Origin of the sequence: Nostoc sp. KVJ3, assembly GCF_026127265.1 — a bacterium.
Classification (GTDB): domain Bacteria; phylum Cyanobacteriota; class Cyanobacteriia; order Cyanobacteriales; family Nostocaceae; genus Nostoc.
In genome coordinates this window covers 472,077-496,055 of sequence record NZ_WWFG01000001.1, presented here as the reverse complement: position 1 = coordinate 496,055, position 23,979 = coordinate 472,077, and the positions used below count along the sequence as shown (strand labels likewise).

Annotated in this window: 7 protein-coding genes; all 7 read left to right on the top strand. The window is 40.1% G+C overall.

Features of this window, described 5'->3' with window-relative positions; genetic code table 11:
* Window positions 1–88 precede the first annotated feature (88 nt).
* The 7 genes from GTQ43_RS02175 to GTQ43_RS02145 all read left to right on the top strand — a co-directional run bounded on the left by GTQ43_RS02175 (window position 89) and on the right by GTQ43_RS02145 (window position 23,974).
* On the top strand, window positions 89–5,365 hold the full coding sequence (locus tag GTQ43_RS02175; protein WP_265270278.1) for a non-ribosomal peptide synthetase: 5,277 nt from the start codon (window positions 89–91) through the stop codon (window positions 5,363–5,365).
* Window positions 5,366–5,549: 184 nt separating this feature from the next.
* On the top strand, window positions 5,550–6,422 hold the full coding sequence (locus GTQ43_RS02170; RefSeq protein ID WP_265270277.1) for a cupin-like domain-containing protein: 873 nt from the start codon (window positions 5,550–5,552) through the stop codon (window positions 6,420–6,422).
* 144 nt (window positions 6,423–6,566) lie between these two features.
* Window positions 6,567–12,437, top strand: a complete 5,871-nt coding sequence (locus tag GTQ43_RS02165) for a type I polyketide synthase (protein WP_265270276.1) — start codon at window positions 6,567–6,569, stop codon at window positions 12,435–12,437.
* Window positions 12,438–12,529: 92 nt separating this feature from the next.
* Window positions 12,530–14,080, top strand: coding sequence for a condensation domain-containing protein (locus tag GTQ43_RS02160; protein ID WP_265270275.1), 1,551 nt, complete (start codon window positions 12,530–12,532; stop codon window positions 14,078–14,080).
* 8 nt (window positions 14,081–14,088) lie between these two features.
* A complete protein-coding gene (locus tag GTQ43_RS02155; protein ID WP_265270274.1) occupies window positions 14,089–15,117 on the top strand; it encodes a TauD/TfdA family dioxygenase in 1,029 nt (342 codons plus the stop codon).
* 19 nt (window positions 15,118–15,136) lie between these two features.
* Complete coding sequence (locus GTQ43_RS02150; protein ID WP_265270273.1) at window positions 15,137–18,358, top strand: non-ribosomal peptide synthetase; 3,222 nt, start codon at window positions 15,137–15,139, stop codon at window positions 18,356–18,358.
* A gap of 9 nt (window positions 18,359–18,367) precedes the next feature.
* The gene (locus tag GTQ43_RS02145) at window positions 18,368–23,974 is read left to right on the top strand and encodes a type I polyketide synthase (RefSeq protein WP_265270272.1); all 5,607 of its coding nucleotides are present in this window, start codon (window positions 18,368–18,370) and stop codon (window positions 23,972–23,974) included.
* Window positions 23,975–23,979 lie beyond the last annotated feature (5 nt).

Below are 23,979 nucleotides of genomic sequence, written 5' to 3'. Positions count from 1 at the left end.
AATTTCTATTATGTTTCAGCAGTTAGAACTATTAGAAAAAGATATGTAGTTTTATATAAAAGTAATATCTAGAAAGCTTTAAAATATTATGAATGAAGAATCTCAATATAAAAAAATAGTATCAACGCTCAAGTCTATTGTTAGTGAGTCACTGGGAGTAAAATCATCTGCAATAGATATTCATACTCCTTTTCTAGAAATGGGTGTTGACTCTCTGATTTTGTCGCAAATAAACCGTGCTATTCAAAAAGAATTAGGTATTAATATTCCTTTTAGATTATTGCTTGAAAATTTATCAACAATTCATGCCTTAGTAGCTCATATAGCTCAAGAGCTACCTCCACAATATCTAATTGTAGAGCCTTCTTTTCAAGAAACAACACTTGCTATACAGACTTCAGACACGCAAAAATTAGAGCAAGAAGATGAAAAATATGTAATAGGTAATGTACTCGAACAGGTAATAGAACAGCAGCTTCAATTGATGTCCAAACAGCTAGATGTTTTGCAAAAAGCAGGTTCATCTAAGAAGATATTACCTTTGCAAAAAGCAATCCCATCTACCCAAATTCAGCATGAGGACAGTAATTCTGCTTTTCAATCAAGTTCATCATCGATTCAGGCTGAGTCTAATCAACAACCTATAAAGCTGACAAGTGAACCGCAACCTTTGGCGAATGCTCAACAATTTGAGCAAGAATCGAAGACTCTGTTAACTCCTTGTCAACAAAAACATCTAGATGCTTTAATTACACGTTTTGTTCAGCAGACTCCAGAATCTAAACGACTTACTCAAGCTTATCGTTCCTATCATGCCAATAGCAGGGCGATAACAGGGTTCCTGCCGTCAATTAAAGAGATGTTGTATCCCATTCACGGACAGCGTGGTGAGGGCGCTAGGCTTTGGGATGTTGATGGCAAAGAGTACGTAGACATTTCTATGGGATTTGGTGCGCTTTTATTTGGTCATTCACCTTCCTTTGTCATCGAAGCTATCCAAGAACAAATAAAGCAGGGTATATTGCACGGGCCACAATCGCGTCTTGCCGGTCAGGTTGCAGAGTTAATTTGTGAGTTGACAGGCGCAGAACGGGCAGCTTTTTGTAACGATGGCACAGAAGCAGTCATGGGAGCAATACGCCTAGCACGGGCTACCACAGGACGCTCTAAGATTGCTTTATTTGCTGGTTCTTATCACGGTATCTATGATGGGGTTTTGGTAAGAGGAGTAACAACCGGTGAAGAAACGCGGCGTTCTATCCCCAAAGCTATAGGTATACCATCATACATTGCTGATGATGCGATCGCACTTGAATATGGCAAACCTGAATCCCTAGAGATTCTGAAAACTCATGCTCACGAACTCGCAGCAGTTTTGGTAGAGCCGATACAAAGCAGTCGCCCAGATTTGCAACCTCAAGAGTTTCTGCTACAACTCAGACAATTAACTCAAGCAACAGGAACCGTATTAATTTTCGATGAAGTAATTACCGGCTTTCGGATGCACCCAGGTGGAATTCAGGGATTGTGGAATATTCAAGCAGATTTGACTACTTATGGTAAAGCCGTTGCTGCTGGGATGCCAATTGGGGTTATAGCTGGTAAGGCGGCTTTGATGGATACCCTTGACGGTGGGATGTGGAACTATGGAGATGAATCTTATCCTCAAGCGGAAACTACGATGTTTGCGGGTACTTTCTTCAAACATCCTTTGGTAATGGCTGCGGCTTGGGCTGCACTCAATCATATTAAGAACAGTGGCCCGAAATTGCAGCAGGAGTTATCTGAAAAAACAACGAAATTAGCCCAGACTCTTAATAGTTACTTTGAAGAAAGGCAAGTTCCAATTCAAGTAGTCTATTTTGGTTCCCTGTTTCGTTTCATAGCCTCATCTCCGCTCAAGTTTGGTCAGTTGTTTTTCTACCATTTACTCGAAAAAGGCGTTTATGTTTGGGAAGGACGTACCTTTTATCTTTCTACGGCGCATACCAATACAGATATTGAACACGTAATTAGGGCAGTCAAGGAAAGCGTAGTAGAAATGCAAAAAGGAGAATTATTACCACCTGCCCCTATTTCAACAACACTCAAAATTCCTTTGACAGCAGCACAAAAGGAATTGTGGTTTTTAGCACAGATGGGAGATGAAGTTTCCCGCGCCTATAATGAATCTCGGTCTATTTATCTACGAGGAACTGGCAATTTATTGGCAGTACGTAAGGCTGTTCAGGAAATTATCAATCGTCACGAAGCGCTGCGAACTACTTTTAGCCCAGAGGGGGATAATCAATTGATTCATTCCACTTTGACTATAGACATTCCTCTGAGTGATTTTTCAATTTTAGATAAAAGTCAACGAGAAACACAACTATCGGAGTTATTACAAGGGGAAGCTCAACAAATTTTTAATTTAGAAAAAGGGCCATTACTGCGCTGTCATATAGTCAAATTGCAAGAAGATCGTCATCTTGTGGTTTTGACGAATCATCACATTGTTGCTGATGGTTGGTCAATTAGTATTTTGTTACGAGAATTAGCAGTAATTTATTCAGCAGAGTGTCAGGGAATTGCTAGCCAGCTTCCACAACCCATTAAATGGAGTGAGTATGCTCTGTGGCAAGCACAAATGCAGCAGAGTCCAGAGATGGCGAAAGCTGAAGCCTATTGGCTGAGTCAATTTGCCGCTTCAATACCTGTATTGGAATTACCAACCGATTATCCTCGACCACCCATATTTACGTATACTGGGGCGCGAGAAAATATAATTCTTGATTCCACTTTGTATAACGCTTTAAAAAGCTTAAGTGTAAAACGTGGTTATACTTTATTTACAATTCTTTTAGCAGCATTTATAACCTTATTACAACGATTGACGAATCAACAAGATATCGTTGTTGGCATTGCTTCAGCCGGACAATCTGCGATCGCAGATGAATATCTTGTCGGTCACTGTGTTAATCTATTACCCATACGTAGCCAAGTTATAGGCAACCCAACATTCACAGACTATTTGAGTTTTATCCAGCAGATATTATTAGATGCTTATGAGTATCAAATTTATCCTTTTATTAAACTAATTGAAAATTTAAAGTTACCACGAGATCCTAGTCGCACTCCTCTTTTTACTACAGGCTTTAATCTGGATAAGGCTCAATTGGAGTCAAAGTCTTTAAAACAAGAGTTTGAGGTAGCTAAAAATTCTACCAGTGCTACCAAGCTGGATATTAATTTAAATATTCTTCAGACAGACAGTGAACTACTGGTAGAACTGGAATATAATACAGATTTATTTGATACTCAAACAATTCAGCGTTGGCTCGGACATTACGTAACCTTGCTAGAAGGTGTTGTTGCTAATCCAGAACAACCCCTAAAAGAATTGCCTATATTGACACAAACTCAACAACATCAGTTGTTGGTGGAATGGAATAATACTCAAGTTGACTATGGTAGTGAGTATTGTATCCATGAGTTATTTGAGGCTCAAGTGGAGCGATCGCCCGATGCCATTGCTGTAGTCTTTGAAGATGAGCAGTTGACATATCGACAGTTAAACCACCGTGCAAATCAATTGGCGCATTATTTGCGATCGCTTGGGGTAAAACCAGAGGTTTTGGTGGGAATATGTGTAGAGCGATCGCTCGAAATGATGGTTGGAATTCTGGGTATTCTGAAAGCTGGTGGTGTATACGTGCCACTAGATCCAGCATACCCAAAAGAGCGTCTAGCTTTCATGCTTGAGGATGCTCAAATATCGGTGTTACTTACCCAGCAGCGATTAGTTAAGGAACTGCCTCAACAGGAAGCAAAAGTTATATGCATAGATACGGATTGGGAGATTATAGCCCAAGAAAGTCAAGAGAATCTTTTGGCCAGGTTCACATCTGAGAATTTAGCTTATGTAATTTATACATCAGGGTCTACAGGAAAACCAAAGGGAGTGATGATTCAACATAACTCTTTGGTGAACTATATCAAAACTGCTTGTTTAGAGTACGAACTGAAGTCAAGCGATCGCATCTTACAATTTGCATCGATCAGTTTTGATACTGCTGCCGAAGAAATATTTCCCTGCTTAGTGGAAGGTGCAACATTAGTACTGCGTACTGATTCAATGTTAAGTTCAATACCAGCCTTTCTCGAAAGATGCCGCGATTTGAATCTAACAGTGTTAGATTTGCCGACAGCTTTCTGGCATCAACTTACTCCTGAGTTGGTTGAGAAAAGCTCACAGCTACCTGAAAAACTGCGTTTGGTGATTATTGGCGGAGAAAAAGCTCTTTCGCAGCGACTAGAGATATGGCAAAAGTATGTAGGACAAAGAGTACAACTAATTAATTCTTACGGGCCTACGGAAGCAACTATCGTAGCCACGATGAGCAATTTATCAAAGTTGACCCAAGTCAATGCTGTGTTAGAAGTGCCGATTGGACGGGGAATTAATAATGTTCAGATTTACATCTTAGACCCTTACCTGCAACCTACTCCTATTGGAGTAACAGGCGAACTTTACATTGGTGGTTTTGGCGTTGCTAGGGGATATTTGAACTTATCTGAATTGACAGCAATTAAGTTTATTCCTAACCCCTTCAGTGAAAAATCTGGGTCACGTTTATATAAAACTGGGGACTTAGTTCGCTATCTACCTAATGGAAATATTGAGATTCTTGGACGCATTGATAGTCAAGTTAAGATCCGGGGTTTCCGCATCGAATTAGGCGAGATTGAGGCGAGATTAAACCAACACGCTAAAGTACGCGAAGCTGTGGTGGTGATTTGGGACGACGAACTTACTGACAAACGCCTAGTAGCTTATGTAAGTCCTCAACCCAAGCAGGAACTTACAATTACTGAACTGCGTAGCTTTTTGAAAGAGAAGTTACCAGAATACATGATACCTTCTGCCTTTGTACTACTCCCAACTCTGCCACTAACACCCAATGGTAAGTTAGATAGGCGATCGCTTCCTACACCTGAAACTCTCCGCCCAGAGTTAGAAGCGACTTATGTAATGCCACAAACACAGATAGAACGAGCGATCGCTACAATTTGGCAAAAGGCTCTCAATATTGAGAAGATTGGCATTCACGACAACTTTTTTGAACTCGGTGGTCATTCATTACTCATGGTGAAAGTTCATAACCAATTAGGTGAACTATTTCCAACAGATTTATCATTGCTCGATATGTTTAGATATCCCACCATTAACTCCCTTACAGAGTTTTTTGGTCAAACGAAAAATCAAACATTATCTTTTAGTGAAACTAATCTTTCAACAGAAAAAATTGCAATTGGGAAATCCCAACAAAGAAAACGTCTGCAAAAAATGAAGTCAATTAGCAAAATTTTAGAAGTTAATGAATAATCTCTTAATAACTACTCTAATGATAGTTTTTCAATAGCAAGCTCCGATAAAATATAACGCTTTTTAAGGAATCTATATGACCACTAGACAATCACCCATTTATTTATCTAATTTAATTTGGTTTAGTTTGACGCTCGTGATATTGTTTTTTAGCACATTCTTAGTTATATATGTGATAAAAAGAATGTGGCGTAAAAAACAACACAAGTTAGTATGGACACCAATTTCTTCTGTTGAGCGTCGCAGTAATCTATCGCACGATCAATTTGTCCGGGAATATGCATCTATAGGCAAGCCTGTCATCATAACTGACGCGATGAAAGATTGGACAGCCTCAACAAAGTGGAATATGAATTTCTTCAAATCGGAGTGCGGGTCACTCAATATCAAAGTGAGGGAGGACGGAGATCATAGCAGGACGCTGCAAATGACTGTTGCTGATTACATTGATTACATAACTGCCAGCGATCGCAAGAAAATACTTTATCTGTTCGACTTTCATCCTTACCTTCATCCCAAACTTTACGAGGACTATAAAGTTCCAGTTTACTTTCATAATTTGTTTGACAGGCTGCCCAAAAATTTTCAAGAAAAATATGATTATCCATTAGATTATCTGCTGATAGGCCCTAAAGATTCATATATTAGTCTTCACATTGATGGTGAATATGCTTATGCATGGCTGGCATTAATTTCGGGTCGTAAAAAATGTGTCTTGTTTACACCCGATCAAACCGATCTTTTGTACAATGGGGAAGTTAATGTCTTCAACCCGGATTTAGAAAAATTTCCACTGTATACCAATGCTAAATCTGTGGAAATAATACTAGAAGCCGGAGAAATTATCTACTTTCCACCGCGCTGGTGGCATCAGGTAAAGAACCTTGAAGATAGCATTGCCGTCAGCCATAATTCAATAAATGAATTTAACTCAGAATTGTGTTTCCAAGATATTTATGAACGCAATCCAATCAAGGGTTTTATTTTACCATTGGCTTTGGAATTTCCGTTAGTCTTCCGGTCTTTATTTGCTATAAAATTACTACTCAATAAGTGATAAGAAATTTAATTTTAGGCTATGAAAGAGTGTGGCTTTGAGCAAAAATAATCTTTTTAGTAACATAATATTCAAACTGAGTAAATCACAAATGTATCTGTCTAAAATCAAAAATATCACGAGAATGAAGGGATTTATAAAATTATGAATATTCCGATAGTATCGGCTAACATCACTGGTTCAGAAATAGCGATTATTGGCATGGCTGGGCGGTTTCCTGGAGCAAAAAATGTTGATGAATTTTGGCAAAATCTCCAAAATGGTATAGAGTCAATTTCGACTTTTACTGATGAAGAACTGTTAGCTTATGGGTTAGATGCAACGACACTCAATAATCCGAAGTTTGTCAAAGCAAGAGCTGTATTAAAAGATGTAGAACTTTTTGATGCTTCGTTTTTTGGCTTTAATCCTAGAGAAGCTGAAATTACCGATCCACAACACCGTGTATTTTTAGAATGTGCATATATTGCCCTTGAAGATGCGGGCTATGACTCAGAAAATTATCAAGGTTCCATTGGAGTTTACGCTGGAGCTAGTTTCAGTGGCTACTTACTCAATGTTTATTTAAACGAAGATATTATTAAATCTATCGATAATCACCAACTTGCGATCGCAGGTGACAAAGATTATTTAACTACCCGTGTTTCTTACAAACTGAATCTACAAGGGCCGAGTTTCAGTGTCCAAACCGCCTGTTCTACTTCATTAGTCGCTGTGCATTTAGCCGCCCAAAGCTTACTAAATGGAGAATGCGATATGGCTTTGGCAGGTGGCGTTTCTATAAGTTCTTTGAGAAAAACTGGCTATCTTTACAAAGAAGGGGGAATTGGTTCTCCTGACGGACACTGCCGCGCTTTTGATGCTCAAGCACAAGGAACTGTCGGCGGCGAAGGTGTCGGTATTGTGGTTTTGAAGAGATTAGAAGATGCTCTAGCAGATAGAGATACCATCCATGCCGTTATCAAAGGTTCCGCTATCAATAACGATGGATCTTTCAAAGTTAGTTACACAGCACCGCGCATAGACGGTCAAGCTAAGGTGATTCAAACTGCTCAAGTTGTTGCTGAGGTTGAACCTGAAACGATTACCTATATTGAAGCTCATGGGACAGGAACATCACTAGGAGATCCTATTGAAATCGCGGCACTAACACAAGCTTTTCGAGCCAGCACTGAGAAGAAAGGCTTCTGCGCTATTGGCTCAGTGAAAACTAACATTGGACATTTAGATTCTGCTGCTGGGGTAACAGGTCTAATCAAAACTGTCTTAGCTCTCAAGCATCAACAAATACCAGCTAGTTTACACTTTCAGAAACCTAATCCGCAGATTGATTTTGCCAACAGTCCTTTTTATGTAAACACCAAACTTGCCGAATGGAAAACAAATGGTATTCCTCGCCGGGCTGGAGTCAGTTCTTTTGGGATTGGTGGGACTAATGCCCATGTAATTTTGGAAGAAGCCCCTGTGGAGGAGCAGGGGAGGCAGGGGGAGCAGGGGGAGCAGGGGAGGCAGGGGAGGCAGGGGGAGCAGGGGAGGCAGGGGAGGCAGGGGATGCAGGGGAGGAAATATCATCTATTAGTTTTTTCTGCCAAAACTGATACAGCTTTGGAAACTGCTACAACTAATCTAGTCAGTCATCTCCAGCAGTATCCTGAGTTGCATCTCGCAGATGTGGCTCATACCCTTGGTGTAGGTCGTCGAGCTTTTGAGCATCGCCGGATGGTGGTATGTCAAGATATCAATGATGCGGTGAAGGTGCTTGCTAATTTAGATTCACAACGAGTTTTCACTCAATATCAGCAGCCTGTCAATCGTCCTGTAGTGTTTATGTTTTCTGGACAAGGGACGCAGTATGTGAATATGGGTAGAGAACTCTATGAAAATGAGCCAATTTTTACACTTGCAGTCGATCGCTGCTGTGAACTGTTGAAACCCCATCTAGGTATTGATTTACGCCATATACTGTATCCAAATGAGGCAGCACAGGTAACAGAGCAGCTTAAACAGACATCTGTCGCCCAGCCAGCATTGTTTGTCATTGAGTACGCCCTAGCTCAATTGTGGATGGCATGGGGTGTACACCCGGAGGCGATAATTGGTCACAGTATCGGGGAGTATGTAGCAGCAACTTTAGCGGAAGTTTTTTCGCTGGAAGATGCCCTAATGCTAGTCGCTATTCGAGGACGACTGATGCAGCAACTTCCTAGTGGGGAAATGCTCTCTGTCCAACTTCCCGAATCAGAGATACAACCATTACTAAATAGGGAACTGTCTTTAGCCGCAACCAATGGCCCTTCTTATTGCGTGGTTTCTGGTGTAACTGAAGCGATCGCACAATTACAACAACATTTAGAAGCTAAAGGTGTAGCCTGTCGGAGGCTGCATACTTCTCATGCCTTTCATTCTCCCATGATGGAGCCAATTCTCCAGCCATTTACAGAGCAGTTACAAAAACTCCAACTTCATCCCCCGAAAATTGAGTTTATATCTAACGTCAGTGGCACTTGGATTACTGTAGCAGAAGCAACAGACCCCAAATATTGGGTAAAACACTTACGACAAACAGTGCGCTTTAGCGAAGGGATAACTGAGTTACTCAAAGTACAAGAGCGGATCTTTTTAGAGGTTGGGCCAGGAAGAACTTTAAGCACTTTTGTCAAGCAACATCATAAAAATCAACTGGTGGTACTAACTTCAATCCGCCATCCGCAAGAGCAACAGTCAGATGTAACCTTTTTACTCAACTCCTTGGGGCGACTCTGGCTTTCTGGTGTCAAAATAGACTGGTCTAATTTTTATGCTCATGAGCAACGCTATCATATCCCCTTGCCGACCTATCCATTTGAACGCCAACGTTACTGGATTGAAGCCCAAAAACAGCCAAGACAAACGGCTGTGGAGTTGAGTAAATCTCTCGTAGAGGCTTGTAAAAAACAGGCTAGTGCTAGCATCACCGCACTGGATGAGCAAAGCTATTTAGTGAACAAACAGTACTTAAATAGTTTGTGTACTGCTTACATAAACCTCACTCTCCGGCGTTTAGGTGCTTTTAGAAATACTAATGAACAGTATTCTTTTGAAGCGCTGTGTGAGCAATTTAAAATTATTCCCCGTTATCGACAATTGTTGTGTCGCTTTTTAGATGTACTTGTAGAACAAGGTCAATTGCAACAAGAAAAAGATTTATTTACAAACCTTGTTCCCTGTTCTACAGACTTTATTCATGCTTTAATAGAAGAAGTTAAAATCAAATGCATAGATACACCTCATGTTCTAAATATCCTCCAGGAATGTGGTGATAATCTAACCGATGTACTAATTGGTGAAAAAGAACCGTTAGAGTTGTACTTTGCTGCAAGAGACAACAAACCAGAAATTGTAAATTCAGAATTGTCTCTAGATAACCATTTAAAAAAGATCGTGCGGGCAGGTATGGAACAGGTGGTAAAGTTATTACCGCCAGATGTTAACCTGAGAATTCTAGAAATTGGTGGTGGAGGGGGTATTGCTACCACAGAATTGCTGCCTATTTTACCATCTGAACGCACAAACTATACTTTTACAGATGTAGGTGGTTTGTTTTTGAATAAAGCTAGACAGCAGTTTAGCGCTTATCCATTTGTTGAATATCGTTTTCTGGATATTGAAAAACCGCCAGTTGAACAAGGGTTCAACAGCCACAGTTTTGATGTGGTGGTAGCTGTCAATGTGTTGCATGTAACCAGGAATATAACAAAAACTCTGGAAAATGTGCGATCGCTATTAGCTCCTGGAGGATTCCTGCTATTGTGGGAAATAACTCAACCACAATTAGACTTTGATATCACCGACGGTCTGCTAATGAATCCTTTAGAGGATGAAGAACGCAGCCGTGGTAATCCATTTTTATCACAAAAGCAATGGCAGGAAGCACTACGTTCTCAAGGGTTCGTTGAAGTAACGGCTGTCTCTGAAACTGAAGCTTTCGGCGAACAGATTTTAGTGGCTCAGGCTGCTACATCGATAACTGACTCAGCACCTACAGCATTTACCGTTACAAAGCTTACTCCTAAAGAGCAGAACCAAGACTTATTGGCTAAAAAATCAGATATTGCTGACTGGTTTTACATCCCTTCTTGGAAACGTACCATACGATCGCAACCTTTGCAACCTGGACTTGAGGAACAATCAGGATGTTGGTTAATCTTTGTGGGTGAGTGCGGCTTGGGTGAAAAGTTGGTAAAACGACTATTACTTGAGAATCAAGATGTTATTACCATCAGAGTTGGAGAGCAATTTCAGCAAAATAGCGAATATCCTCAGCGCACATATACGATTAATCCTGAAAAAGAGAATGACTACAATACCCTGCTCAAAGAGCTTCGGATTTTGGGTAAGATTCCCAAAAGGATTGTTCATCTGTGGAGTGTGACACCAAATAATTACGCCAACTCAGCAATTGAAGCTTTAGGTTGGTCAAGCCTATTGTTTTTAGCACAGGCGATCGCAGAAAATAATCAAACTGATACTTTAGAAATTAGTATTGTCTCCAACAATTTGCAGGAAGTAACAGGTTCAGAAATCCTGTGTCCAGAAAAGGCACTGCTTCTTGGAACTTGCAAAGTTATGCCGCTAGAGTATCCAAATATAACCTGTCGCAGTATTGATGTTGTAGTTCCTGTAGAAAATGGTCAAGAAGAACTCATCCAAACGCTAATAGCGGAACTTACAACCCCTACACCCGATCAAATTATTGCTTACCGTGGTCGGAATCGCTGGGTACAAAATTTTGAACCTGTGCAAATACATGAAATCGTTACCGAAAATTTCCGCCTCAGAAAACAGGGAGTATATCTAATTACTGGTGGATTAGGAGGTGTTGGTTTGCTCCTAGCAGAATATCTAGCACAGACTTCCCAAGCAAAACTGATATTAGTAGGACGTTCAATTTTTCCCGATCAAAATGAGTGGTATGAATGGTTATCGACTCACGATCCACAAGATTATATCAGCCAGAAGATCCAAAAGTTGCAGGTGATCGAGGCATTCGGTGCAGAGGTAATGGTAATCAGCGCCGATGTTACCAACCTTGAACAGATGTCAGCAGTACTTCAAAAAGCTAATCAGCAATTTGGTGAGATTCATGGAGTAATTCATGCAGCCACAGTTTACGGCGGAGGGATGATGCAACTCACAACCAAAGAAACTGTAGCCAATGCTTTAGCCCCAAAAGTGCAAGGAACACGAGTACTTGAAACTCTATTTCAGGAAAGTAACCTGGATTTATTTGTACTTTGTTCATCACTAAGTTCATTTATTGGTACATCTGGAATGGCAGATTATACAGCTGCAAATGCCTTCCTTGACTCCTTTGCTCACTACAGCACCTCCAAATATAGAACATGGAAACTTATTAAATCTATTAACTGGGATAGATGGAACACTGTAGGAATGGCTGCTGTTGTTGAAGCACGCCATCAAGAAATCACAGGAGAAAATTTAACAGGAGGAATGGCTTCTTTTGAAGGCATAGAGGCTTTTCAACGTATTTTATGTAATAGCACAGTTTCTCAGATTGTTGTCTCAACACAAGATTTTCTCAGCCTGATTAAGCCAAAGAAATCTGCTAAATCTTTGGAAGAAAAATTAGCCCACCTTAGTCAATCCAAACCAACTCATCCCCGTCCTAAATTGGCAAATGCTTATATTCCTCCTAGTAATGAAATTGAGCGAACCCTTGCTGATGTTTGGCAACAACTTCTGGGTATTGAAAAAGTGGGTATTCACGACAACTTCTTTGAGTTAGGAGGAGACTCTTTATTTGCTACTCAATTAGTTTCTGAACTGTGCAAAACTTTCCAAATAGAACTTTCTTACAAAGGCTTCTTTAACGGCCCAACTATAGCTGAGTTAGCGAAAGTTATTGTCCAAAAGCTAGCTGAACAGACAAATTTAGAGGAATTGACTCAAGCTTTAGCAGATATTGAACAACTATCACAGGATGAGGTACAAGCATTAATTGCTTCACAAAACTAAGTACAGTTTTGCGTAAAATCGTGGCAATTGAGGGTTGAATTTTAAACGCAGAGGTACACAGAGAATTTAATTAAATTTTGTAATTGGCAAATATGAGTGAACTTTCACAACGGATTGCCGGTCTTTCCCCAGAGAAACTTAAGCTTCTTGCACAACGCCTTCAGAAGAAAAAAGAAAGCGTATTTTCACAATCGGAAATAGTTGCTCAAAGTCGAGAATCTAACTTATTTCCCCTATCTTTTGCCCAGCAAAGATTGTGGTTCATTGACCAATTACAACCTGAGAATATCGCCTATAATATCTCTCAGTCCATGCGGATTGTCGGCTCGCTAAATGTGGCAGCACTGGAGCAAAGTTTTAACGAAGTTGTGAGACGGCACGAAGTTTTAAGAACTACATTCACAGTAGTTGATGGACAACCTCTACAAGTTATTGCTCCTAGTTTGAGCTTCAAACTACCAGTAGTAGATTTACAAGAATTTTCTCAAAATCAGAGAGAGGCTGAAGTTTTGAGACTGGCGAGTGAGGAAGCACAACAGCCTTTCGACTTAACCAAAGGGCCTTTATTGCGAGTTACTTTACTGCAATTAGCGGGAGCAGAATATGCATTATTGTTGACTATGCATCATATTGTGGCTGATGGCTGGGCTATAGGTGTGCTGATTCAGGAAATTGCAACTTTGTATACAGCTTTTTCTGTTAGCAAAGTATCACCACTTTCGGAATTATCCATCCAGTATGTAGACTTTGCTATGTGGCAACGAAATTGGTTACAGGGAGAACGATTAGAAACTCAACTTGCTTATTGGCAAAGGCAACTAGGCGGTAAACTACCTGTTCTAGAACTTGCTAAGATTAGCCAAGTTCGCCGCACTATTCAGACTTTCTCAGGAGGTAGGGAACCTCTGGTTCTACCCAAAACCTTATCTGAGAAGCTGAAGACTCTGAATCAGCGCCAAGGTATCACATTGTTTATGATTCTTTTGGCAGCTTTTCAGACTTTGCTGCACTGGTACACAAATCAAGAAGATATCGTTGTCGGTACTGATATTGCCAACCGCAATCAAGCCGAGACTAAAGAATTGATTGGCTTCTTTGTTAACCAGTTAGTATTGCGTACAGATTTATCAGGAAATCCAACTTTTCTAGAGTTATTAGAAAGAGTCCGCGAAATGACTTTAGAAGCTTATGCTCACCAAGATTTACCCTTCGATAAACTGGTAGATGCTCTAAATCCAAAACGGGAGTTGAACCGCACACCATTATTTCAAGTCAAGCTTGTTTTAGAAAATACTCAGACCCCATCTTTGGAACTTCCAGGCTTAACTATCACATCTTTGAAGGTCGAAAACAAAACGGTGCAGTTTGACTTGCTGTTAGAGTTAAACGAAACAGAGCAGGGACTATTTGGTGTATGGGAATATAACACTGATTTATTTGATCGGGGCAGCATTGTTAAGTTATCAAATAATTTTGCAACCATTTTAAATAAGATTGCAACCCATCCAGAAAGTAAATTAAATGAATTAAAATTAATTCTTAATGAACTAGATAGAAAACAGCATATCGCTAGAGAAGAAGCTTGTCAAAATACTATCCAACAGAAATTAATCAATGTTAAACGTAGAGTAAATAGCAAATAATAAAAATCATGACAAAAATTGAATCTCTAGGTTCTGTTAAACGAAAAACTGTTAATATATCTCCAGAAGAGTTAATCAAAACTGAATTTCTCAAGCCAGATAGTAACTTTCCTTTAGTGATTAAGCCTAGTGTTAAGGGTGTAAATCTGCAAGATTGGGCTAAGAATAATCGGGAATATTTGAAAACTGAATTATTAAAATATGGAGCGATACTTTTTCGGGGTTTCAAAGTTAATTCCATAGAAGAATTTGAGCAAATTATCGCAGCGATTTGTGGGGAAGCGATGGAATATCGTTATCGGGCATCTCCACGAACTCAAGTAGGGGGGAGAATTTATACTTCAACTGATTACCCAGCAGACCAAAGTATTTTTCCTCACAATGAACACGCTTACTCGCCTACCTTCCCGTTGAAAATCTTCTTTTTTTGTATGAGTCCAGCCCAAGAGGGAGGGGAAACCCCGATTGGTAGCTGTAGAAAGGTTTTTGAGCGAATTGATCCAATTATCCGCGATCGCTTCATAGAAAAGCAAGTTATGTATATGCGTAACTTCGGCGATGGATTTGGTCTTCCTTGGCAAACTGTATTTCAAACAACAGACAAAGTTAAAGTAGAAGAGTATTGCAAAAATAATGGAATTGAGGTTGAATGGAAAGCAGATAATCGTTTAAGAACTCGACAAGTTGGGCCAGCCATTCTCAAACATCCTCAAACAGGTGAAATGGTCTGGTTTAATCACGCAACTTTTTTCCACGTTTCCACATTGGAAGCAACAATCCAGGAATCGTTATTGAAAAGTTTGCCAGAAGAAGATTTACCCACTAATACATATTACGGCGATGGTTCTGCAATTGAGCCATCAGTGTTAGCTGATTTGCGTTCTGCTTATCAACAAGCAATGCTCACTTTTTCTTGGCAGAAAGGAGATTTATTGATGCTAGATAATATGTTATCAATACATTCTCGTAACCCATTTATTCCTCCCAGAAAAATTTTAGTCGGAATGGCCGAACCTTATACGCCCTCAAATATTTAACTAACACCAAGGCAGAAATATGCAAGTAGAAAGTATCGAGGGATTTAGACTTTCACCTCAGCAAGAGCATTTATGGTTGCTACAACAAATCGATCAAAGTTTGGCTTATCGTAGCGATTGTGCAATTTTGATTGAAGGAAATATTGATGTCAATAATTTAGAATTGGCATTGCAAAATGTTGTCAATCGCTATGAGATCCTCCGCACCAGTTTTGTTTGTCTAGCTGGCATGAGTATTCCAGTACAGGTAATTACAGATAGCAAGATTGTATTAGATAATGAATGCAAGATTAGTAATTTTACACTTCCACAAGAAGAGGCGAAAATTGAGTTAATTTTTCATGAATTTAAACAAAATAAATTTGAGCTTGAAAAAGGTTTAGTTTTACATACTTGCCTAGTAAATATTTCACTAGAAAAGCATTTATTATTGATTAGTTTACCTGCTCTCTGTGCAGATAGAGTAACTATTAATTGTTTAGTACGGAAACTTGCTACTTCTTACTTAGAAAAATTGGATGAAGAATTATCTGAAGAATCACTCCAGTATGCAGACTTTTCAGAATGGCAAAATCAAATACTAGAAGCAGAAGAAACTAAAATAGGTAGAGAATATTGGCAACAGCAAGATTTTTCTACTATTGACACTTTCCAGCTTCCTTTTGAAAAGCATCTCTCTGAAAAACATAAATTTCAACCAAAATTAGTAAGTTCAATCATTACCTCGGAACTGGTAGCTAATATCGAAACATTAGCTCAGAAGCATAATACTTCTGCTTCTACCTTTTATTTAACCTGCTGGCTGATTTTACTCTACCGACTAAGTGGACAATCTGAAACGATCGTCGCCAAGGAATTTAATGGCAGAAAATATGAGGAACTTAAAGGAGCATTAGGATTATTTGCTAAATATTTACCAATTAATTGTCATTTAGAAGATAATTTTAAATTTAATCAAATTTTACAGCGAGTTCATGAGTCTGTAGAATCCGTCTACAAATGGCAAGATTGTTTTACTTGGGAAAAAATATCAGATAATTTGCCTTTTTTATCTGTGGGTTTTGATTTTACAGAAGAAGATAATAAGCATGGTAATGATGACATATCATTTTCAGTTCATCAGCTTGATATTTGTACTGAGCGTTTCAAAATTAAGTTATCTTGTAGACGTAAGAATGATTTTTTAAGTACAGAATTTCATTATGACTCTAATCTATTTTATCCACAGGATATTGATAGTTTAACAGAGCAATTTCACAAGCTACTAGAAAGTGCTGTACATCATCCAGAAACTGCAATTAGTGAGTTAAAAATTTTAAGCGATCGCACACTCAATCAACTTCTATTCGATTTCAATCAAACTCAGGCTGATTACCCACAGAATAAGTGTATTCACGAGTTATTTGCAGAGCAAGTAGAACGGACACCAAATAATATTGCTGTGGTATTTAACCATCAGCAACTAACTTATGCTGAACTTAATACACGAGCAAATCAATTAGCCCATTATCTCCAAGATTTAGGCGTAAGTGCAGAAGTATTAGTGGGGATTTGTGTTGAACGTTCCTTAGAAATGCTCGTAGGTATCTTGGGTATTCTCAAAGCTGGTGGTGCTTATGTTCCCCTCGATCCAAATTATCCTTCAGAGCGTTTAGCCTTCATATTAGAAGATACCAAAGCGCCAGTATTACTGACTCAAGAACGACTACTTTCTAGCTTACCTGCTCACAACGCGCAAACGATTTGCTTCGATACAACTTGGGAAATTATTGCTCAAGAAAGTCAAGACAATCCCTTGCCAAAAAACCATAGTGAAAACTTAGCTTATGTCATTTACACCTCTGGTTCTACAGGTAAACCGAAGGGAGTTGCGATCGCACATCGTCACCTAGTACACTCTACAACTGCTCGGATTACTTACTACCAAGAACCAGTTACCAGCTTCTTATTACTTTCTTCCTTTGCTTTCGATAGTTCTGTTGCAGGTCTTTTTTGGACTCTTTGCTCTGGAGGAATTCTTTGTCTTCCCCAAGAAGGGTTACAACTGGAGATTCCCAAACTATTAGAGTTAATCACTGAAAATCATGTCTCTCATTTATTAAGCCTTCCATCTCTGTATGCACTCTTATTGGAGTCGGCAAAATCTGAACAATTAACATCACTTAGTACCGTCATTGTTGCTGGAGAATTTTGTCCAGTCGAATTAGTGCAAAGTCACCAGCAATTGCAGTCTAAAACAGCTCTATTTAATGAGTATGGCCCAACAGAAGGTACAGTTTGGAGTAGTGTATATAACTGCCATTCTCAACAAACTAAAGCGCAAATATCTATTGGTCAACCCATTGCCAATACACAAATTTATATACTTGATTCTCATCTGCAACCTGTCCCCGTTAGCGTCATCGGCGAAGTTTATATCAGTGGTGATGGTTTAGCTAGAGGTTATCTCAAGCAACCTGCTTCAACTAGCGAAAAATTTATCCCTAATCCTTTTAGCGATCGCCCAGGAATGCGCCTATACAAAACAGGAGATTTAGCTTGTTATCTAAGCGATGGTAACATTGAGTTTTTTGGTAGGGTTGACCATCAGGTAAAAATTCGCGGTTATCGGATCGAACTTGGCGAGATTGAAGCGTTACTCAGTCAACATCCACAAGTGCAAGAGATTGTAGTTATCGCCCAAAAAGATGAACTTCAGGATATGCGTCTCGTAGCATATTTAGTTGGCAATCAGGCGGCTGTTTCTATCAGCGAACTGCGCCATCATTTGTTAGAGAAGTTGCCTGAATATATGATCCCGTCAGCCTTTATTTGGCTGGAGAAACTGCCACTTTTACCCAATGGCAAAGTAGATCGTCGGGTGCTACCTGAGCAACCACAGATTACCCTGATAGAAAACTTTGTAGCTCCTGAAACCCAACTTGAGCAAACTATTGCAGCAATTTGGCAACAAGTGCTACATCTGGATAAAGTAGGTATTCATCACAATTTTTTTGATCTCGGCGGTCATTCATTGCTGATGGTACAGATACATAGCAAGCTGCATCAGACTCTGAACAGAGATATATCAATGGTAGAAATGTTTCAATATCCAACTATTAGTATGTTAGCGAAATATTTAAGTCAAAAATTACCAGAACATACTGCTTTGCAACCAAGCAATCACTTAGTTGAGAATCGCATAGACTCAAAGAAGCAACAAAGACAACTCAGACAAAAACATCGGGAAGCTAACCAGTAGCAGGAGACAATGATGAATCACGCAGATACGTTTGATGACCTAAATGCAGTAGCAATCATTGGCTTGACTGGTCGTTTTCCTGGAGCTAAAAATCTTGCTCAGTTTTGGCAGAATCTGCGAGATGGTGTAGAATCAATTACTGTTTTCACAGATGAAGAACTATTGTCTTCGGGGATTGACCCAGCTATCTTGAGTCAGCCTCAGTATATAAAAGCAGGAGCTATATTAGAAGATATTGAGTTGTTTGATGCTGAATTCTTTGGCTTTTCGCCCAAAGAAGCAGAAATCACCGATCCGCAACAGCGTTTATTCTTAGAATGTGCGTGGGAAGCTCTTGAAGGAGCCGGTTACAACTGTCAGACGTATACAGGTCGAATTGGTGTTTATGCTGGGGTCAGCCTCAGCACTTACTTTCTATCTAACCTTTATCCCAAACCTGAACTGATTAAATCAGTGGGTAGTCATCGCCTATCGATAGGAAATAGTCAAGACTTTTTGCCTACCTTTGTCTCATATAAATTAAACCTCAAAGGGCCAAGCATTAATGTCCAAACAGCTTGCTCTACTTCATTAGTTGCCGTTCATTTGGCTTGCCAAAGCTTACTAAATGGCGAAAGCGATATTGTTTTGGCAGGTGGTGTTTCGATCAACGTACCACACAAAACTGGTTATTATTATCAGGAAGGGGGAATTTTATCTCCTGACGGCCACTGTCGTGCCTTTGATGCTAAAGCACAAGGAACTGTTAGCGGTAATGGTGTTGGGATTGTAGTTCTTAAACGGTTAGAAGATGCTCTAGCAGATGGAGATTGCATTCATGCTGTGATTAAAGGTTCGGCTATTAATAATGACGGGTCTTTAAAAGTTGGCTATACAGCTCCCAGTGTAGAGGGACAAGCAAAAGTGATTGCTGAAGCTTTGGCGATGGCCAGGGTTGAACCGGAGACAATCGGCTATATAGAAACTCATGGTACTGGCACGGTTTTAGGAGATCCGATTGAAATTGCAGCACTGACACAAGCCTTTCACCCTATAAATAAAAATAGCTTTTGTGCGATCGCTTCAGTAAAAACCAATATCGGACACCTAGATGCCGCCGCCGGTGTAATCGGTCTAATCAAAACCGTTCTCGCACTCAAACACAAACAGATACCACCCAGTTTAAACTTTCAAGAACCTAATCCTCAAATTCACTTTAATAACAGCCCCTTTTACGTCGCCAACCAGCTTTTAGAATGGCAGTCAAACAACACACCTCGCCGTGCAGGGGTCAGTTCTTTTGGCATAGGCGGTACCAATGCTCATCTGATTCTCGAAGAAGCTCCTCCTGTTGATGCTTCTAGTAGTTCTCGCCCTTGGCAGTTGTTGTTGCTCTGTGCTAAAACCAATTCTGCACTAGAAACAGCAACCGCAAACTTAGTAGAGTACCTAAAGCAACATCCTACACTCAACTTAGCAGATATTACTTACACGCTTCAGATAGGTCGAGAGGCTTTTGACCATCGCCGGATGTTGGTTTGTCAAAACCTTGACGATGCAGTGACAGTTTTAGAAACCCCTGTTCAACAAAGAATTTTTACCAAATTCACCGAACCCTCTGGACAACAGGTTGTCTTTATGTTTCCTGGACAGGGTACTCAGTATGTGAACATGGGTCGAGAGTTATACGAAACTGAGCCAATTTTCCGCAAACAGGTTGACCACTGTTGTGAATTGCTCAAATCTCATCTGGGCTTAGACCTGCGTACTTTACTATATCCACAGGAGGAAAACAAGGAGACAGCAGCACAACAGCTACAACAGACTTATATTACCCAACCAGCACTATTTGTAGTTGAGTACGCCCTAGCTCAATTATGGATAGCCTGGGGAGTGCATCCTTCTGCAATGATTGGTCACAGCATTGGAGAGTATGTAGCAGCTTGCATTGCCGGTGTCTTCTCCCTCCAAGACGCATTAATACTCGTAGCCATTAGAGGAAAATTGATGCAGCAACTCCCTATAGGGACAATGCTGGCTGTGCCATTATCAGAAACAGAACTCCAATCCCAGCTCGGTAATACACTCTCTCTAGCTGCTATCAACGGGACTGAGAATTGCGTCGTCTCAGGGTCGGTAGAGGCAATAGATAATTTACAAAACCAGTTGACTGAGAGAGGTATAGATTGCCGTCGTTTGCATACTTCCCATGCTTTTCATTCACAGATGATGGACTCAATTCTAGAGCCATTCAGAGAGCAAATCAGCAAAATCAGCCTCAATGCTCCAAAAATCCCCTTTATTTCTAACGTCACAGGTACTTGGATTACCGCAGCCGAAGCAACCGATGCAAAGTACTGGGCAAAGCATCTACGGCAAACAGTACGTTTTGCTGAGGGAATTACCAAGTTGCAGCAACTCCCAAATCGCATTCTACTAGAAGTAGGGCCAGGACGAACATTAAGTACTTTAGCTAACAGGCAAAAAGTCGCTGAACAAATGCTTCTCTGTTCACTCAAACATCCACAAAATCAACAATCAGATATAGCGTTTTTACTAAATACATTGGGCAGACTCTGGTTAGAGGGAATTCAGGTAGACTGGTCAAAATTTTATGCTAACGAGCAACGTCATCGCATCCCTTTACCAACATATCCTTTTGAGCGAAAAAGATACTGGATTGACCATTCTAGAAATAGTGAGAGTAATCCATTTGTTAATAAACAGGAAAACTTAGTGCCTGAAGAGAAAGATTTAACTGAACATTCATTACAAGATAAACATAATTTAACTCTGTCAATTCTTCAAGATATTTTGAGTAGCGCCCTGGGAGTAAATTCTTCGGAAATACATCCTCATAAGGATTTTATAGAAATTGGTATAGATTCTCTTTTGTTACTTCAAATCAATCGCGCTATTGAACAAAGATTTGGTGTTAAAATTCCTTTTTATCAATTAATTGACAATTCCCTAACAATTAATTCATTAGCGATTTATATAGTTCAAGAGTTACCTCCAGAAAAGCTAGTAGCAGTTGTTCCACCTCAAGAATCAATATCCTCAATAACACCCCCAGAAACTACTGAAGCATCGTTTGTGGTCAGAGATTCGCATCAACAAACACTTAACCAAAAAGATCAAATACCTGTAGCTAATACAGCCATTGAGCAAATCATTACGCAGCATCTTCAGGTGATGTCTAAATTAGTAGACTTATTGCCCGATAAAGGTTCATCTCAGTATTCTACTTTCCCTCAAAGTCAACAGATTACTCAACCTTCCTTTAGTCCCTCTGTAGCAAGTACGACTGCTTCTATAATCAATCAGTCCTCTAGCTACCAAAAAATTGAACAAGAAACATTTACAGGATTAACTTCTCGTCAACAAAAACATTTAGATACTTTAATTGCACGTTTTGTTAAGCGGACTCCAGAATCTAAACGACTCTCGCAAGCTTATCGTTCTTGCCATGCCAATAGCCGAGCGGTAACAGGGTTCTTCCCCTATATTAAGGAGATGGTATATCCTATTCACGGGCAGCGTGGAGAGGGAGCCAGACTCTGGGATGTTGATGGCAACGAATACGTAGATATTTCTATGGGGTTTGGCACACTTTTATTTGGCCATTCACCATCTTTTGTCATTGAAGCCGTCCAGCAGCAGATTCAGCAAGGTATACTACACGGCCCACAATCCCATCTTTCTGGCCAGGTAGCTGAGTTAATTTGTCAGTTGACAGGCGCAGAGCGGGCAGCTTTTTGTAACGATGGCACAGAAGCGGTGATGGGAGCAATACGCCTAGCACGCGCCACCACAGGACGCTCCAAAATTGCTTTATTTGCTGGTTCATATCACGGTAACTTGGATGAAGTATTAGTCAAAGAAGTTGTAGCCAATGACGGAACACGGCGTTATGTTGGGAAATTTCCAGGGATTCCGCAACATCTGACCGAAAATGTCATAGTCCTTAACTACGGAAATTCCGAATCTCTTGATATTCTCAAAGCTCATGCTCACGAACTGGCAGCAATTCTAGTTGAGCCAGTACAAAGTACTCAACCAGATTGTCAACCCAAAGAGTTTCTCCGTCAGTTGAGACAATTAACTCAGGAAACAGGCACTGTATTAATCTTTGACGAAGTGATTACCGGTTTTCGGATGCACCCAGGTGGTATCCAGGCATTGTGGGATATACAAGCAGACATTACAACCTACGGCAAGGCGGTTGGTGCTGGGATACCAATTGGCGTTATAGCTGGTAAGGCAACCTTCATGGATGCGTTTGACGGTGGTATGTGGAACTATGGCGACGATTCTTACCCTCAGACAAAAACAACCTTTTTTGCCGGGACATTTTTCAAGCACCCTCTAGTCATGTCTGCTGCTTGGGCTGCACTTAACCATCTTAGAGAAAGTGGCCCGCAACTTCAAGAAAAATTAGCTGAAAAAACAACCAAATTAGCCAAGACTCTCAATAATTACTTTGAGCAAAAACAAGTAGCAATTCGAGTCATCAATTTTGGTTCACTCTTCCGTTTTACTTTCCAGACTAACTCAATACTTGGTAACTTGCTATACTACCACTTGTTGGAAAAAGGGGTTTATGTCTGGGAAGGACGAAACTTTTATCTATCTACAGCCCATACCGATGCAGATATTGAATATGTAATTCAGGCAGTTAAGGAAAGTGTAGTAGAAATGCAAGCAGGTGAGTTTTTACCACCTTCCCCGTTTTTTATAAACAGCAGCTATACAGCTTCAGTATCAACAACCAAGTTTAGCCAACAAGAGCTTGAAGAAGCACTAGTCACAATTCAACCACAAGGCTCCAAAAAGCCTTTATTCTTTATACATCCCATCGGTGGCAATGTTTTTTGTTACAAAGACTTGGCGCATTATCTGGGTTCAGAGCAACCATTTTATGGGCTGCAAGCACCGGGTCTTTATGGAGAACGGGAGCCACATACCTGTATTGAAGATATGGCATCTCACTACATTGCAGCCCTGCATACCATACAGCCAGAAGGCCCATACTTTTTAGGAGGCTGGTCTTTGGGAAGCTTTGTAGCTTTTGAAATGGCTCAACAATTGCAAAACAAAGGTCATCAGGTAGCTCTACTTGTTTTGCTAGATAATGCAGCACCTATTGATAACAACAAATCTGTAAGGCTTCAGCAAGATAATAGTACCAAAGTTTTGGCTAATTTTGCTCAGGATTTAGCCAATTCTGCCAACAAAAAATTATCAGTATCATCCGATAAATTTGAACAAATGAAGCCCGATGAGCAATTGAATTATGCTTTTGAGGAGTTGAAATTAGCTAATTTGATCCCAGCTAGTTTTAATCTTGAAAGTTTTTGCTCTTTTCTGAGTGTTTACCAGAACAACCTCCAAGCTAGTTGGAACTATGTGTCACAGGTATATCCAAACCAGATGATTCTCTTTCAAGCCAATGATAGTAATGAAGGTTTTGATTATCCTGACGATCCTAGTTGGGGTTGGAGCCAACTGTCATCTAAACCACTGGAGATTGTGACAGTTTCAGGCAATCATTACACAATGCTTACCAAGCCTCATGTCCAAGTTTTGGCAGAGCAGTTGAAGAATTATCTTAATAAGGCACAAAGTCAACCATAGTAATC

Excerpts from the sequence above, each read along its gene's own strand:
- GTQ43_RS02175 (WP_265270278.1), top strand. The coding sequence starts at position 89 with ATGAATGAAGAATCTCAATATAAAAAAATAGTATCAACGCTCAAGTCT.
- GTQ43_RS02170 (WP_265270277.1), top strand. The coding sequence starts at position 5,550 with ATGTGGCGTAAAAAACAACACAAGTTAGTATGGACACCAATTTCTTCT.
- GTQ43_RS02165 (WP_265270276.1), top strand. The coding sequence starts at position 6,567 with ATGAATATTCCGATAGTATCGGCTAACATCACTGGTTCAGAAATAGCG.
- GTQ43_RS02160 (WP_265270275.1), top strand. The coding sequence starts at position 12,530 with ATGAGTGAACTTTCACAACGGATTGCCGGTCTTTCCCCAGAGAAACTT.
- GTQ43_RS02155 (WP_265270274.1), top strand. The coding sequence starts at position 14,089 with ATGACAAAAATTGAATCTCTAGGTTCTGTTAAACGAAAAACTGTTAAT.
- GTQ43_RS02150 (WP_265270273.1), top strand. The coding sequence starts at position 15,137 with ATGCAAGTAGAAAGTATCGAGGGATTTAGACTTTCACCTCAGCAAGAG.
- GTQ43_RS02145 (WP_265270272.1), top strand. The coding sequence starts at position 18,368 with ATGATGAATCACGCAGATACGTTTGATGACCTAAATGCAGTAGCAATC.